We start from the raw sequence: 15964 nt of genomic DNA, 5'->3' as shown, positions 1-15964 counted from the left end.
ATGAATACACCCCTTACCACCCGATTGGGACAAGATGCTCCAGGTGGCGCTGACCACCCAGACCATCAGCAAACGCTCGTACCAGTCGCTGCCGTAAGGAACATTATGCGTTGAACCGACGGCAACACAGCAGACAAAACCTAGTACTTGTCTTTGAATCCGCGCGCCGTCAGCAGCCACAGCGCCGCCAATCCGGCCCCCGTCCACAGCACCCACTGCACCTGCCCGTGCGATGCCAGCAGGCCGCCGACCAAACCGCCGCCAAACACGCCCAGCGACTGGGACGTATTGTAAAAGCCAAGCGCCAAGCCTTTATATTCGGGTGGAGCCACGCGCGACACCAGCGAAGGCTGCAAGGCTTCCAGAATATTGAAACCAATAAAGAACAGCACCAGCGCCGCCACCATCGGTGCCAGCGAGACACGCGCCCAGGGCATCGACGCCAACACCACGATCAGCAGCAACACGGCCAGCTCCAGTGCCTGCTTGTGGCGCTTGCGGGTTTCCGTATAGAACACGGCCGGCACCATCAACACAAAAGACGCCAGAATGACGGGCAGGTAGACCTTCCACAGATCCTGTGTCCCGTAAGCGCCCAAGGTCGCCAGCACACCCGGCACCACGATGAACAGCGACATCAGGATAAAGTGCAGACAGAACACGCCAAAATTCAGGCGCAGCAGATCCGCATGGCGCAGCACCTGGGCAGCGGTCACCTTGATAGCCGATACAGGGGCCTTGGGCGCGGAGGGCACGACAAATGCGGCAATCAGCAGGCACACAAAGCCCAGCAGACTGATGGCCCAGAACAGGCCAGACAAACCGAACTGCCCCACCAGCACGGGCGAGAGCACCAGTGACACGGCAAACGAGATGCCGATGGAGCCACCCACCATCGCCATGGCGCGTGTGCGCACTTCGGGACGGGTGGAGTCGGCCACCCAGGCGGAAATCGCCGCTGACACCGCCCCCAGCCCTTGAATACAGCGGCCGACCGTGACCCAATCGACACTGCTGGCCAGCGCACAGACCACGCCGCCAATCACAAACAGCACCATGCCCAGGACAATGACCGGGCGTCGCCCAAAACGGTCCGAAGCCATGCCCAACGGAATCTGCAGCACGGCTTGGGTCAGGCCATACGCGCCCAAGGCCAACCCCACGCGGGCCGCATCGTTGCCACCGGGCAACGCCTGGGCAGCCACCGCGAACACAGGCGTCAATAAAAACAGGCCCAGCATCCGGCAGGCAAACAAGAGGGCGAGCAGCATGCTGGCCTTGCGCTCGCCCTGAGTCAGGCTCAGGCGCGCCGGACGCGCGCCTGCCGTATCCATAGTTTGGTGTGTACTCATTCAATACTCTGTCACAACTGGGCTGGCGGATGCGCCCGCCGCCCGATCATATAAAACCTGACGCAACGCGCTATAGTAGCAAGTTGCCTTTTGACTGACCCAAATAAACCTGATGGAAGCCATACGAATCCGCGGTGCCCGCACGCACAACCTGAAAAATGTCTCCGTGGACCTGCCGCGCCGTCAGCTGGTGGTCCTGACGGGCCTGTCGGGTTCCGGAAAATCGTCACTGGCTTTTGACACACTGTACGCCGAAGGGCAACGACGCTACGTAGAAAGTCTGTCGGCCTACGCGCGCCAGTTCCTGCAACTGATGGACAAGCCAGACGTGGACCTGATCGAAGGCCTGTCGCCCGCCATTGCTATCGAACAGAAGGCTGCCGGCCACAATCCGCGCTCCACCGTGGGCACCACCACGGAAATCCACGATTATCTGCGCCTATTGTACGCCCGCGTCGGCACGCCTTACTGCCCCGAGCATGGCCTGCCGCTGCAAGCACACAGCGTCAGTCAGATGGTCGACCAGATCCTGCAGTGGGAACCCGAATGCCGCATTGCCGTGCTCGCCCCTCTGCACCGAGGCATCAAAAGCGATCTGCGCGCTGAACTGGCCGGCCTGCAAGCCCAAGGCTTTGTGCGCGTGCGCATCAATGGCCAGACCTGCGGCATGGACGAGCTACCTGTGCTGGACCCGGCACAGACCCACGATCTGGACGTGGTGATCGACCGATTGCGGATACGCCCCGATAGTCAGCAACGTCTGGCCGAAAGCCTGGAGACGGCCTTGTCCATTACGGACGGACGCTGCCTGGTCGTCAATCTGGACAATGACCACGAACAGCCTTTCTCCAGCCGCTACGCCTGTCCGGTCTGCGATTACGCCCTGCCCGAACTGGAGCCGCGCCTGTTCAGCTTCAACAATCCGGCCGGAGCCTGTCCGGACTGCAGCGGACTGGGGCAGGTGGATGTGTTCGACCCTGACCGCGTGGTTGCCTTCCCCGAACTGAGTCTGGCCGGCGGTGCCATTGCGGGTTGGGACAGGCGCAATGCCTTTACTTATACCTTGCTGACCAGCCTGGCCGCGCATTATCACTTCGACATGGACGCGCCCTTCGAGTCCCTGCCCCAAGAGGTACGCCACAAAGTCCTGTATGGCTCGGGCGACGAGGAAATCTCTTTTCTGTACCTGAACGAAAAAGGCCGCACCACCGTCAAGACCCATGCCTTTGAAGGGGTCATACCCAATCTGCAGCGGCGCTGGACAGAAACCGACTCCAGCGCCGTGCGCGAAGAACTCAGCAAGCTGCGCCGTACACAGACCTGCCCATCCTGCCACGGCGCACGCCTGCGCCTGGAAGCGCGCAATGTGCGCATCGGCGACGAAGCGGTAGACGGCAGCCCCGCCAAAGGACGCGCCATTTTCGAGGTCGAGGCCCTGGCCCTGTCCGATTGCCTGCACTGGTTCGAGCACCTGGAGCTGAGCGGAGCCAAAAAAGAGATTGCCGACCGTATCGTGCGCGAAATTCGCGCCCGCCTGCAATTTCTGAATAATGTGGGTCTTAATTACCTGTCGCTGGATCGCAGCGCCGACACGATTTCCGGCGGCGAGGCCCAGCGCATCCGTCTGGCCAGCCAGATCGGTTCGGGACTGACCGGCGTCATGTATGTACTGGACGAGCCTTCCATCGGCCTGCATCAGCGCGACAACGACAAACTGATCCAGACCCTGCAACATCTGCGCGATCTGGGCAACAGCGTCATTGTCGTGGAACACGACGAGGACATGATACGCACGGCCGATTACGTTCTGGACATGGGACCGGGAGCCGGCGAACACGGCGGTCAGATTACCGCCCAAGGTTCGCCGCAAGAACTGGCCGCCAATCCGGCCTCGCTGACCGGCCAGTACCTGTCGGGTATACGTCAGATCGCTGTGCCCAAGCGCCGCCCGGTAGACGACTCGCTGGATTGGCTGAATCTGTACGGTGCCACAGGCAACAACCTGAAGTGCGTGGATCTAGCCATTCCTGCGGGCCGTCTGGTGTGCATTACCGGCGTGTCCGGCTCGGGCAAGTCCACCCTGATCAACGACACCCTGGCCACTGCCATCTCCCGCATTCTGCATCGCGCCCACGCCGAACCCGCCCCCTACGATCGCCTGGAAGGCCTGGAACATTTCGACAAAATCATCAATGTGGACCAGACGCCCATAGGCCGCACCCCGCGCAGCAATCCGGCCACCTACACCGGCATGTTCACGGCCATACGCGAACTGTTTGCCGGCGTGCCCGAAGCCCGCCTGCGCGGCTACGATCCGGGGCGTTTTTCGTTCAACGTCAAAGGCGGACGCTGCGAAGCCTGCCAGGGTGACGGCGTGGTCAAGGTGGAAATGCACTTTCTGCCCGATGTCTACGTACCTTGCGATGTCTGTCAGGGTCGACGCTACAGCCGCGAAACGCTGGACATACGCTATCGCGGCCGCAACATCAGCGAAGTGCTGGATATGACCGTCGAGCAGGCGATGGAGTATTTCGAGGCCGTGCCGCTGGTGGCGCGCAAGCTGTCCACCCTGATGGACGTGGGCCTGTCGTACATACGTCTGGGCCAAAGCGCCACAACCTTGTCCGGCGGCGAGGCCCAGCGCGTCAAACTGTCGCTGGAATTGTCCAAGCGCAGCACAGGACGCACCTTATATATATTGGACGAACCGACAACCGGCCTGCACTTTCATGATATCGCCGTGCTGCTGGGCGTACTGGAGCGGCTGGTGGAAGCCGGCAATACCGTTGTGGTCATCGAACACAATCTGGATGTCATCAAAACTGCCGACTGGATTGTGGACATGGGGCCCGAAGGCGGCAGCGGCGGCGGGCAGATCGTTGCCCAGGGCACGCCCGAGACCGTGGCGGCCTGCGACCAAAGCCACACAGGCCGCTACCTGAAAACACTGCTGCAACGACATACCTGAAAAGCAAAGCGCACGACCTGCGCACCCAGCCAGGCCCCCACGCACTACATACGGAACAAGGCGTTGTGTTCGCGTATCGCGTGACGGTCTGTCATGCCGGCAATATAGTCGGCGATGGCACGAGCCTGCGCCACCGGGTGATCCCGACGGTACTCGGCCGCCAGCAGACGCGGATCGTCCAGAAAGGCCTGGAACAATTCGCGCACAATACGTCGCGCCTTGCTCATCATGCGCACTACACGGTAGTGACGGTACAGGTTGGCATGCAAGAAACGCTTGAGCTCATCGGCTTGAGTGCGCAGTTCCGCAGAAAAACCGGCCAGACGCGGCAAGGCGCGCAAGGCGTCCACGCTATCGGGCTTGTGTTCGTCCAATCTGGCCTGGGTGGTCTGGGTCAGATCCACAACCAGGGTATTGATCATGCCGCGAATGATCTCGGCCACCAGCCGCTGTCCGGCCAGCCCCGGATAGCGGGTCAGCACCTGATCGTGGTGTTCGCGAAACAGACGCAATTCCAGCAGTTGCTCCACGCTGATCAAGCCCGAGCGCAAGCCATCGTCGATATCGTGGTTGTTATAGGCGATTTCATCGGCCAGATTGGCCAGCTGCGCCTCCAGCGAGGGCTGGCTGCGCTCCAGAAAGCGCTGACCCACATCGCCCAGTTCACGGGCATGCTTGACCGAACAGTGTTTCAAGATGCCTTCCCGTGTTTCGAAACACAGATTCAGGCCATTAAACGCGGCGTAGCGCTCTTCCAGCTCATCGACTACACGCAGGCTTTGCAAATTGTGCTCGAAGCCACCGGCCTCGGGAGCCAATTCCTGCATGCAGGCATTCAGCTCGTCCTGCCCGGCATGCCCGAAGGGCGTATGCCCCAAGTCGTGCGCCAGGGAAATGGCTTCGATCAGGTCTTCGTGCAAGCCCAGGTTACGGGCAATGGCACGCGCCAGTTGCGCCACTTCCAGGCTATGCGTCAGACGCGTGCGGAACAAATCGCCTTCGTGGTTAATGAAAACCTGGGTTTTATACTCCAACAAACGAAATGCGTTGCAATGGATGATGCGATCCCGGTCTCGCTGAAAAGCGGTACGACCCTGCGGCGGCGCTTCCGGATAACGCCGGCCGCGGGACTGTTCGGGGTGACAGGCGTAAGCGGCAAGCGTCAGCATGGCATTTACTCCTGCACGGCGGAATCAAAACGCGCCAGCGCCCGGCGCACCACATCCGGCTCGACAGCCTGAACCACGGCATGGCCCAACTCATCCAGCAACACAAAGCGCAGCTGGCCGCCTTCGTTTTTCTTGTCACCCTGCATCAGATCCAGCCAGCGCTGTGCCGGCCACTGCGGCGGATCGACGGGGCAGCCGCTAGCCTGAACCAGTGCGCGAATGCGGGCCACATCGTGAGCCGGTAAACCGCAGACCAGAGCGGACAATTCTGCCGCCATGATCATGCCGCAGCCCACGGCTTCGCCATGCAGCCACTGGCCGTATCCCATGCCCGACTCGATTGCATGCGCAAAAGTGTGACCGAAATTAAGAATGGCACGCAGACCCGACTCCCGTTCGTCCTGGGAAACAACCTTGGCCTTAACCTCGCAGGAGCGCCGGATGGCGTGCACGATATCCGCTTCGTTCAGAGCACGCATGCCGTCGATGTGTGCTTCGCACCAGTCGAAAAAGTCGCGGTCGTCAATCATGCCGTATTTGATGACTTCGGCCAGCCCGGCGGAAATTTCGCGGGCCGGCAAAGTACGCAGCACGCGCGTGTCCACTTCCACGGCGATAGGCTGATAGAACGCGCCCACCATATTCTTGCCCAGCGGGTGATTGATGGCTGTTTTACCGCCGACCGACGAATCCACTTGCGCCAGCAACGTCGTCGGCACCTGCAAAAACCGTACCCCGCGCAAAAAGCAGGCGGCCGCAAACCCGGCCATGTCGCCGATGACGCCACCGCCCAACGCGACGATCAGTGTCTTGCGATCCAGGTGACGGCCCAGCAACGCGTCAAAGATCAGATTCAGGGATTCCCAATTCTTGTAGGCTTCGCCATCGGGCAGTTCGACCACATGCACAGGCTTGCCGGCCGCCTGCAGCGCATGCCGAACCGGCTCCAGATACAAAGCGGCCACGGTCGGATTTGTAACAATTGCCACGGCCGTGACATCGGACGGAACACTGTCGGCCAACCGCTCCAGGCGGTCGGCAGCAATATGGATGGGATAGGCACCGCCTTCGACGGCCACATGCACTACAGTCATTCAGCAACCTCGTTCTTTCAGGAGAGACAACAGTTGGCGCACGGCATGGTGCACGGGCGCAGAGCCGGTTTCAAAGTGTACGTCGGCCACTTCTTCGTACAAGGGTTCGCGCCCTTGCAGCAATTCCTGGAGACGCGCACGCGGGTCCGCCGTTTGCAGCAGCGGCCGGTTGCGGTCGCGCGCCACACGGCGATACAGTTCGTCCACGCTGGCGCGCAAATACACGACGATACCGCGATCCTTTATAAGCTGGCGGTTGGCCTCGGACAATACCGCCCCACCACCGGTCGCCAAGACGATGCCCGGCAGCCGCGAACAGATATCCAGCACGGCGGACTCCCGTTTGCGGAACCCTTCTTCACCTTCAAACTCAAAGATAGTGGCCACGCGCACACCGCTGCGTGCTTCCAGTTCGTGATCCAGGTCCAGAAATTCGCGCTTCAGTTCCCGCGCCAACTGACGGCCTATGGTGGTTTTGCCTGCACCCATCATACCTACCAGGATAATGGGCCGGGAACCGGCCTGTTGTAATTCGAGCAGCTCGGACTCTGATAAGGGGCTAGGATGTTCTACAGGCATCAGGTCTGCGGGTAAAGAGTGGATCATTTGTGTATTATCCCATTAGCCCACCCGAAGCACAGTCCGCTGCTTAGAATTATTTTGTTACATTGATGCCAGGCGCAAGGCAAAGTCCAGCCCCGTTTGGACTTTAAAATCAGCCCTAATGAGTTCTTCTGCCCACTCCCCCAATTCCAAGTCCCAGCATTCGTCCGGCTCCTGGCTCGCCCGCTTTGTCGCCAAGACAGCGGTCTTCATAGCCGGGCTAGGCCTGTGCGCAGCCTTGCTCGGCTCGCTCGCCCTGGCGCTGGCCTGGCCCAACCTGCCCGACCTGAGCGCCATGATCGACTACCGCCCCCGGGTGCCGCTGCGCATCTATACGGCGGACAAAGTGCTGATCGGCGAATTCGGCGAAGAACGCCGCAATGTGCTGCGCTTTGACGAAATCCCCGATGTCATGAAATCGGCCATTCTGGCGGCGGAAGACGACCGCTTCTATCAGCATGGCGGCATAGACTGGATGGGCGTGGGCCGCGCGGCATTGGCCAACCTGACCCACATGTCCAAGACACAGGGTGCCAGCACCATCACCATGCAGGTGGCGCGTAATTTCTACCTGTCGTCGGAAAAAACCTATACCCGCAAGTTCTATGAGCTGCTGCTGACCTTCAAGATCGAAGCCACGCTCAGCAAAAACCAGATTCTGGATCTATACATGAACCAGATCTATCTGGGCCATCGCGCCTATGGCTTTGCCGCTGCCTCGCGCACCTATCTGGGCAAGCCCCTGGCCGAGATCACGGCGGCCGAAGCAGCCATGCTGGCCGGTATCCCCAAGGCCCCGTCGCGCTTTAACCCCATTGCCAATTTTGAACGCGCCAAGACACGCCAAGCCTATGTGCTGGGCCGCATGCGCTCCCTGGGTTACATCACCGAGCAGGAATACCAGGATGCGATGGCCCAGGAAATCGAGATCAAGTCGGCGCTTGGCACGCCCGCAGGCGGCTACGCCATTCATGGCGAATACGCCGCCGAACTGGCCCGCCAACTGCTCTATGGCGTCTACCAGGACAACGTCTATTCGCGCGGCTTCAATATTTACACCACCATTAACTCCACCGACCAGGAAGCCGCCTATCTGGCCGTGCGCAACGGTGTCCTGAATTACACCCGTCGCGCTCCCTACACCGGACCACAGGGCCAGGTGGATCTGCCGGCCGGCATCGAAAGCGACCATGCCCGCCTGGATGCCATTCTGGACGAAATGCAGGATAAATACCCCGACACGGGCGACCTGCTGACCGGCGTCGTCCTGGAAGCAGCGCCAGACCGCATCCGCGTGGCCCGCACCGCCCAGGAAATCATCGATGTCACCGACAAGCGCGCCCTGAAGATCGTCGCTCGCGGCCTGGTCAAGAACGCCAAGGCCGATGTGCGCATCCAGCGCGGTTCCGTGGTCTATCTGTTCAAGAACGACGATTACTGGGAAGTCATCAACATGCCTGCCGTGCAAGCGGCATTTGTGTCGGTGCGTCCACAGGATGGAGCCATTCAGGCCATGGTGGGCGGTTTCCACTTTTCGGACGGCAAATTCAACCGTGTCACACAGGCCTGGCGTCAACCGGGTTCGGCCTTCAAGCCATTTATTTACGCCTCCTCGCTGGAACGCGGCCTGACCCCGGCCACCCAGATCTCGGACGAGCCGTTCGTCTTGACGGCGGCCCAAACCGGCTCCAAGCCCTGGACCCCAAAAAACTACGGCCGCACCTATGAGCCCATGCTAACCATGCGCCAAGGCCTGTATAAATCCAAGAATATGGTGTCCATCCGTATCATGCAGGCGGTCGGACCCAAATACGTACAGGAATACATCACCCGATTCGGCTTTGACAAGGCACGCCAGCCTGCCGTGCTGCCACTGGCCCTGGGTGCCGGCAGCGTGACCCCGCTGCAGATGGCCGGAGCCTACTCGGTATTCGCCAATGGTGGCTACCGCACGGTGCCTTACCTGATCGATCACGTCACCGACAGCACCGGCAAAGTCATCATGCGCGCCAAGCCACTGGTGGCCGGCGATGCCGCCGCCCGTGCGATTGACCCGCGCACGGCCTATGTCATGAATGACCTGCTGCGCGGCGTAGCCACCTCCGGCACCGGCGCACGTGCATCGCGCGAGCTCAAGCGCACCGACATCGGCGGCAAGACCGGCACCACCAACGATTCCCAGGACGCCTGGTTCGCCGGCTACACCCCCGATCTGGTGGGCATTGCCTGGATGGGCTTTGACCAGCCTCGCAGCCTGGGTTCGGGCGAAACAGGCGGTGGCGCATCCATGCCTATCTGGATCAACTACATGCGCACCGCCCTGCAAGGCAAGCCCAACGTGCCGCTTGGCCCCATTCCCAGCGGCCTGACCAAGACCAACGGCGACTTCTACTTTAACGAGTTCCCGCCCGGGCAAGCCATTGCGCGTGTCGGGCTACCCGCTCCCGGCGACAGCGATCTATCAGCAGACAGCGGCAACGACGGCATCGGCGATCTGCTCCGCCAGATTGCCCCCGAACAGAACACGGGCGGCAGCCCGAATCAGTTCGTGCCGTTTTAGTCTGAATCTTCTTTATAACGCCGGCTTATGCCGGCGTTTTTTTTGCTTTGGCCTGGCCGATGGCATAATGATCTTCTTTGCCCGCCCCATTGGAATACGCCATGAAAAAGGCCCGTCCCTTTCGCCTGCTGGCCCTGTTGACGCTGACTGCCGTACTCGGTGCCTGCGGCTACAAAGGCCCGCTCTACCATCCGCCCGCCGAACAAACCCAGGACGCCGACACTGCGCCCCGATAGCTTTTTGGCCTTCCCCACCCTCTTTTCTGCCCTTTGACGACACCATGACTGTTGCACCCCACTTCCAATTCCAGAACGACACTCTGCACGCCGAACAGCTTGCCCTGAATCGCCTGGCCGATGAGTTCGGCACGCCGCTGTATGTGTACTCCCGACAGGCGCTGCGTGATGCATGGGAGTCCTACCGGGTCGCCGGCGAAGGCCGCAAGCTGCTGGTGTGCTACGGCATGAAAGCCAATTCCAATCTGGCCGTGCTGCAAGAGTTCGCCCGCCTGGGCACCGGCTTCGATATCGTCTCCGGCGGCGAACTGGCCCGCGTCATCGCGGCCGGCGGCGATCCCGGCAAAGTCGTGTTCTCGGGCGTGGGCAAACAAGTCTGGGAAATCGAAGCGGCGCTGCAAGCCGGCGTCAAATGCTTCAATATCGAGTCCGAAGCCGAACTGGAACGGGTCGCCCAGGTGGCGGCACGCCTGAACCGGATTGCGCCCATTTCCCTGCGCGTCAATCCCGATGTCGATGCCCGCACCCATCCCTATATCTCCACCGGCCTGAAAGACAATAAATTCGGCGTGCCTATCGAAGACGCACCACGCATTTATGCCCGCGCCCAACAACTGCCCAGCCTGAACATCGTCGGCGTGGACTGCCATATCGGCTCCCAGATCACCGAGGTCAGTCCCTACCTGGATGCGCTGGACAAGCTGATTAAACTCATCCTGACACTGAAAGATCAGGGCGTTGATCTGCACCACCTGGACCTGGGCGGTGGCCTGGGCATCCGCTATACCGACGAAACCCTGATCACCCCCACCGACCTGCTCAGCAAGGTTTTCGTCGCTCTGGACGCGCATGGCCTGGGTCATCTGGAAATCGTGCTGGAACCGGGCCGCTCTATGGTGGGCAACGCCGGCGTGCTGCTGACCCGCGTGGAATACCTCAAGCACGGCGAAACCAAAAATTTCGCCATTATCGATGCGGCCATGAACGACCTGATCCGGCCAACCCTATACGACGCCTGGCATAGCGTTGAAGCGGTACAGCCACGCGCCGTCACCGCCGACACCCCTAAGTACGATCTGGTCGGCCCCATTTGCGAGAGCGGCGACTGGCTGGCGCGCGACCGCCAACTGGCTCTGGAACAAGGCGATCTGCTGGCCATTATGTCGGCCGGTGCCTACGCCTTCACCATGGCCAGCCAATACAACACGCGGCCCAGGGCCGCCGAAGTCCTGGTCGACGGCGACCAGGTCCACGTCATCCGCCCCCGTGAAACGCTGGACAGTTTGTTTGCCTCCGAACGATTACTGCCCTGAATGATAAAGGGCCTGAATATTCCGACTATTCAGCCTTAAAGAAGTCAGCGCACGAACCGTTAAACGGGTGATCTTGCGGGCCGGGATGGTACAACCATACCTTCCGGCCCAGGCCCGACGTACCCTGAACAGGTACGCCCAAACTCCACTGTCGGCGGCCGGGCAGTTCGATGGTAAGCGCTGGAGACTGTACCGCCATCATGACCGTTTCAGGAATACAGATAGACAGCCTCGAACCTGTCTCCTCAACCAGCGAACGCCTGATTCGCGGCTTGAGCTTTTATGTCATTCCCCTGTTCCTGATTCTGCTCACTCTTTGGGCACTTTTTTTCTTACCTAACCGTTACCCCGCGCCATCCGGGCAGGTTTTAAGTTTTCATGCTTTGGCCAGCACGCAAAGCGAACCTGATGCCGCCCTGATAGAACGACTGACCGCCAGCCCAGCACAACGCCAACTGCAAGTCGACAAACCGCACTGGCTGTTGCTGGCACTGGGCGAACAACAGACACCACCTGACCAGGTTCTGTATTTTCCGGCTGCGCATTTCAACACCTTACACTGCCTGCAAGCCGACACTGAACACCCCCTGACCGTACGCGACCATAGCTTGTCCACGCAGGCGCTGCGCTCCCCTATCCAGGGCTACACCTTAGAGCCCGGCAACGCCTCTGCCATCGTATGCCGCATTGATCCGGCCGGCTCCAGCCAACTACACATAGAACGGTGGGCCGCGGACGACATCAAGCACTCCTCGATCCGTTACACGCGCGGCGTCGGCTTGCTGGAAGGCGGTCTGCTGACCATTGCCTTGTTCATGCTGATCCTGGCTGCCACCAACCGGGAATGGACTTACCTGCTACTGGCCGTCTGGCTGATCGGCAATCTGCGGCTGGGTTCTATGGCGATGGGCTGGGACATGCAGTGGCTGGGCCATACCTTGCCTGCGGAAATCATGCCGGTTCTGCGCCGGCTGACCATTGCCTGCTATTTTGTACTGAGCTATTCGCTGTTTACCTTGCTGCTGCGCTCCTCCATCCATTCCCGCTTGCAGCAGCGCTGGCTACATTCGGTAGGCCTGCTCAGCCTGACCCTGCTGCCGGCTTCCTTGCTGGCACCGGCCGCCCTATTCCAGCCCTTGATGTGGTTCAGCGCCATCTACGCGCTATGCTGTGCCGGTTGGGTGCTGCTGTCCATTTTGCTGCAAGCGCGTTCGCGCGTCATGCTCTGGCAGCTCGTGTTACTCAGCATGGCCCTGTGCGTGCTGATCTCCGCCATTTTCCTGGCTGCCTTCGGGCGTTCCAGCTTCGTGGAGAACTTTAACGGGGTCATCACCCTACTGTTGTCTAATCTGCTGGTCGCGCTGGCCGTGGGCGAGCGTTTGCGCGACGAACGCAGCGAAGCCTTGCGCGCGCGCAACGAGCTGATGGCCCACTACATCCTGACCCCAATCGGCATGTTCACGCTCAATGAAGCGGGGGTATTCATACGCATGAATCCAGTACTGGCTACTGCACTGGGCGTCGACTTCGACCCTGCCGGGCCCACCATACACTGGACAGACTTCTTTCCCGAACAGAACTGGCAAACTGTTGCCCAAAACACCTTGGCAGGCAACGACATCAATATAGAGCGGTCCGACACCCATCTGGGACAATATCAGTTCACGCTACGCGCAGCCATCGTCAACCAGCAAATAGAAGGCTCGTTGCAGGACATTACGGCCCGTGCCGAAACTCTGCGCAAACTGCGCCTGATGGCCGACAACGACCCGGTTACCAACGTCCTGAATCAACGCGGCATCGAAAAAGCCCTGAATCAGGCCATGAGCCGCAGCGCCCAGGACAAGCCCTGCCTGCTGGCGTATCTGGATCTGAACCACATAAAATACGTCAATGGCACATTTGGCCATTCGTCGGGCGACGCTTTGCTGCTGAAAGTCTGCGAGCAACTAGAAGCGGTGCTGCAAGCCGGGGAAAAAGTTGGCCGCATCGGCAGCGACGAATTTGTGATCATTTTCGAGGACTGCGAGCCCGAGCAAGCCCGCGCCCTGGCCAATGAAGTCATCGATACCTTGAATAAAAGCCCGCTGCTGGCGGGCAATCGCAGCTTCAATCTGCGCAGCACGATGGGCCTGGTAGAGGTTGCGCCCAACATGAGTCCGCAGGATGCGATCTCGGCAGCCAGCCGTGCCGCACGCGAAGCCCGGCGCCAGCACCAGAGCATGGTGGTCTACGACCAAGGCTCCAACGCCTTGCAAGAGCATGCCGAGGAACTGCGCCTGTTCGAGCAGTTGGAAGGTGGTTCATCGCGTGGTCTGTATCTGGAAATGCAGCCTATCGTCTCTTTGCGCCGCCCCATAGACAGCCTGAATTTCGAAGTCTTGCTGCGGGTGCGCGACTCTTCCGGCCAGTTGATCCCGACCGGTCGCATTATTTCTGCGGCCGAAGAAAGCGGCACGATCACCATCATCGATAAATGGGTATTTGCCGCTACGCTGGAGTGGATGTCCAAACACGAAAAACAGCTGGCGCGCACACAGTTGGTGAACATCAATCTCAGCGGCGTATCCCTGAACGACGATAAATTCATCCAGTGGTTTTTCGACATCCTGGCCCGCTACGAACATCTGGCGCGCAAACTATGCGTGGAAATCACCGAAGGCGTGGCCCTGGACGATCTGGAGCACACTCGTCACTTTATGCGCCGCCTGCAGCAAACCGGGGTCCGTATCGCGCTGGACGACTTCGGTGCCGGCTACACCTCTTTTTCCTATCTGCGCGAACTGCCCGCCGATGCCATCAAGATCGATGGCGCGCTTATTTGCGACATGCTCAACAAAGAAACCAATGTGGCCATTGTGCGCACCATTGTGGAGCTGGCGCGCAATCTGGGCATGATCAGCATTGCCGAATGGGTGGAGGACGTACCCACCTTGCTGGCCTTGCAGGAAATTGGTGTCGACTACGTACAAGGTTTCATTATATCGGCCGCCTGCACCCCGGCCGATTTGCTCAATGCCACAGCCATCACGGATCTGGTCAAAGACGAACCCGCCCGCCAGTTTCTGCTGGAGTCGCAACAAAAGCACTTGCCTACGATCTGACAGGATGCCCCCGCCCGTCTGTCAGAACACGCCTGAACGTCCCTTGCGGTTAAGTCGGCCCTACACAGAGGCACAGATACCCCACGAAGTGCCACGACTTGATCAACCCACAATAGATAGTGACCTGCCATCCACACAGAAACAAAAAAGCCCGCCATGCGAATGGCGGGCTTTTGCCTGACGCGGCATTATCGGCTTACAGTTCCCCGTAGGAGTGCAGGCCCGACAAGAACATATTGACGCCCAGGAAGGCAAAGCTGGTGATGAGCAGACCTGCCAGAGCCCAGTAAGCGGCCATCGTGCCGCGCAGGCCCTTGAGCAAGCGCATGTGCAACCAGGCAGCGTAATTTAGCCAGACGATCAAGGCCCAGGTTTCCTTGGGGTCCCACTGCCAGTACGTACCCCAGGCATCGGCCGCCCACAAAGCGCCCAACACAGTGGCCACAGTGAAAAACGCAAAGCCCACGGCAATGGCGCGATACATGATGTCGTCCAGCACCTCCAGCGAAGGCAGCTTGCGCGCGATCGGGCCACGGAAATACAAAATGGTACCCACCATGACACTACCCAAACCGAAGTACAGCATCCAGGTCGGCGACAATTCGCGTGAACCGAAGATCATGGGCTCGGCACACAGAATGGCACCCATCAGGAACAGCGGGATCAGCTTGCCACGCGAACGGGTTTCGCCATTTTCCTTGACCAGATAGGCAAAGCCCACCATAGCGGCCAGCGAGAACGTGCCGTAACCAATAAAGTTAGCTGGCACATGCAGCTTCATCCACCAGCTTTTCAGGGCCGGCACCAGCGGTTGGATCTGGTGGGCGTCGCGGGTAAAGGAATACCACAACAGGAAAACAACCAGGGAACTGATGGCCAGAAGCACGAAACCGCCCAGCGCGCGCGTGTTGTACCGACGCTCGTAATACAGGTAGAACAAGGCGGTGATCAGCGCCAGCAGAACAAACACTTCGTACAGATTGCTGACCGGAATATGGCCGATGTCCGGCCCCAGAAGGTGCCCTTCACGCCAGCGCACCAACAGACCCGTCGTACCGGCATAGACAGCGGCCCAGGTCAGGCCCGACGCCATCCAGGCAGCGGTATCGCTGAAAAAGCCCGCCCAGTACAACACCGTCGCCAGGATGAACAATGAGCACATCCACAAGATGGCCGACTGCGAGGACAACAGATACTTGAGCAAGAAAACAGTATCCGCCTTCTGGATATCGCCGTTGATCAATCCGCCGCCCGTGCTGTAGAGCCAGATGGCCAGCACAGCGGCCGCGCCACAGACCAGGGTCAGGGTGCGCAACGGTCGCCAGAGCCAACCCAGCCACGCTACGAAAGGCACAAAGCCCACGAGAATGAGTTTCTCGTAATAATCCATACTGGTGCTGTACGTATTGAGCGCATACGCCGCGCCCGCCACCAACAGAGCCAGATACAGTAAATCGGTCCAATCGGGGCGGCCGCGAATACCGCGACGATCACCGCTGGAGGCAATATTGTCGTGCCACATGGTTGGAGTGGACGAGGATAGAGTCTGCGCCATAGCTACACCT

The 15964-nt window shown here is 60.0% G+C and carries 10 protein-coding genes; 5 read left to right on the top strand and 5 right to left on the bottom strand.

All coding sequences use genetic code 11. The features are described from left to right. Positions 1–140 precede the first annotated feature (140 nt). Entirely contained in the window at positions 141–1352 is a 1212-nt protein-coding gene (locus AADW57_RS01815; RefSeq protein ID WP_341668349.1) for an MFS transporter, read from the bottom strand. A 112-nt stretch (positions 1353–1464) separates the two neighbouring features. Between AADW57_RS01815 and uvrA the strand changes: the two genes are divergently transcribed. Beyond that, positions 1465–4320, top strand: coding sequence for an excinuclease ABC subunit UvrA (uvrA, locus tag AADW57_RS01810; protein WP_341668348.1), 2856 nt, complete (start codon positions 1465–1467; stop codon positions 4318–4320). A 44-nt stretch (positions 4321–4364) separates the two neighbouring features. Here the strand turns inward: uvrA and AADW57_RS01805 are convergent, their stop codons facing one another. From AADW57_RS01805 to AADW57_RS01795, 3 genes are read right to left on the bottom strand one after another with little or no spacing between them, the layout of a single operon-like run. Further along, positions 4365–5489: a deoxyguanosinetriphosphate triphosphohydrolase gene (locus AADW57_RS01805; protein WP_341668347.1), complete on the bottom strand. Its 1125-nt coding sequence runs from the start codon at positions 5487–5489 to the stop codon at positions 4365–4367. 5 nt (positions 5490–5494) lie between these two features. Then, positions 5495–6583, bottom strand: coding sequence for a 3-dehydroquinate synthase (gene aroB, locus AADW57_RS01800; protein WP_341668346.1), 1089 nt, complete (start codon positions 6581–6583; stop codon positions 5495–5497). Then, positions 6584–7189: a shikimate kinase gene (locus AADW57_RS01795; protein ID WP_341668345.1), complete on the bottom strand. Its 606-nt coding sequence runs from the start codon at positions 7187–7189 to the stop codon at positions 6584–6586. Between the two features lie 118 nt (positions 7190–7307). Here AADW57_RS01795 and AADW57_RS01790 point away from each other — a divergent pair, with 118 nt between their 5' ends. From AADW57_RS01790 to AADW57_RS01775, 4 genes are all read left to right on the top strand, one after another. After that, positions 7308–9746 (top strand): penicillin-binding protein 1A, encoded by a 2439-nt coding sequence (locus AADW57_RS01790; RefSeq protein WP_341668344.1) that lies wholly within the window; start codon positions 7308–7310, stop codon positions 9744–9746. 101 nt (positions 9747–9847) lie between these two features. Next, entirely contained in the window at positions 9848–9982 is a 135-nt protein-coding gene (lptM, locus tag AADW57_RS01785) for an LPS translocon maturation chaperone LptM (protein WP_341668343.1), read from the top strand. 44 nt (positions 9983–10026) lie between these two features. Continuing rightward, entirely contained in the window at positions 10027–11295 is a 1269-nt protein-coding gene (lysA, locus tag AADW57_RS01780) for a diaminopimelate decarboxylase (RefSeq protein ID WP_341668342.1), read from the top strand. 200 nt (positions 11296–11495) lie between these two features. Further along, positions 11496–14399 carry a putative bifunctional diguanylate cyclase/phosphodiesterase gene (locus AADW57_RS01775; protein ID WP_341668341.1) on the top strand — a complete coding sequence of 968 codons (2904 nt, stop codon included), beginning with the start codon at positions 11496–11498 and terminating at the stop codon, positions 14397–14399. 196 nt (positions 14400–14595) lie between these two features. Here AADW57_RS01775 and ccsB read toward each other — a convergent pair whose 3' ends face one another. Beyond that, positions 14596–15954, bottom strand: coding sequence for a c-type cytochrome biogenesis protein CcsB (gene ccsB, locus AADW57_RS01770; RefSeq protein WP_341668340.1), 1359 nt, complete (start codon positions 15952–15954; stop codon positions 14596–14598). Positions 15955–15964: the final 10 nt, after the last annotated feature.

This window comes from Alcaligenes sp. SDU_A2 (genome assembly GCF_038237375.1).
Lineage (GTDB): Bacteria > Pseudomonadota > Gammaproteobacteria > Burkholderiales > Burkholderiaceae_B > Alcaligenes.
This window is presented reverse-complemented; position numbering and strand designations above follow the sequence as displayed.

What these genes read in the sequence shown, in the direction of transcription:
- AADW57_RS01815 (WP_341668349.1), bottom strand. Translation starts at nt 1,352, where the DNA reads ATGAGTACACACCAAACTATGGATACGGCAGGCGCGCGTCCGGCGCGC.
- uvrA (WP_341668348.1), top strand. Translation starts at nt 1,465, where the DNA reads ATGGAAGCCATACGAATCCGCGGTGCCCGCACGCACAACCTGAAAAAT.
- AADW57_RS01805 (WP_341668347.1), bottom strand. Translation starts at nt 5,489, where the DNA reads ATGCTGACGCTTGCCGCTTACGCCTGTCACCCCGAACAGTCCCGCGGC.
- aroB (WP_341668346.1), bottom strand. Translation starts at nt 6,583, where the DNA reads ATGACTGTAGTGCATGTGGCCGTCGAAGGCGGTGCCTATCCCATCCAT.
- AADW57_RS01795 (WP_341668345.1), bottom strand. Translation starts at nt 7,189, where the DNA reads ATGATCCACTCTTTACCCGCAGACCTGATGCCTGTAGAACATCCTAGC.
- AADW57_RS01790 (WP_341668344.1), top strand. Translation starts at nt 7,308, where the DNA reads ATGAGTTCTTCTGCCCACTCCCCCAATTCCAAGTCCCAGCATTCGTCC.
- lptM (WP_341668343.1), top strand. Translation starts at nt 9,848, where the DNA reads ATGAAAAAGGCCCGTCCCTTTCGCCTGCTGGCCCTGTTGACGCTGACT.
- lysA (WP_341668342.1), top strand. Translation starts at nt 10,027, where the DNA reads ATGACTGTTGCACCCCACTTCCAATTCCAGAACGACACTCTGCACGCC.
- AADW57_RS01775 (WP_341668341.1), top strand. Translation starts at nt 11,496, where the DNA reads ATGACCGTTTCAGGAATACAGATAGACAGCCTCGAACCTGTCTCCTCA.
- ccsB (WP_341668340.1), bottom strand. Translation starts at nt 15,954, where the DNA reads ATGGCGCAGACTCTATCCTCGTCCACTCCAACCATGTGGCACGACAAT.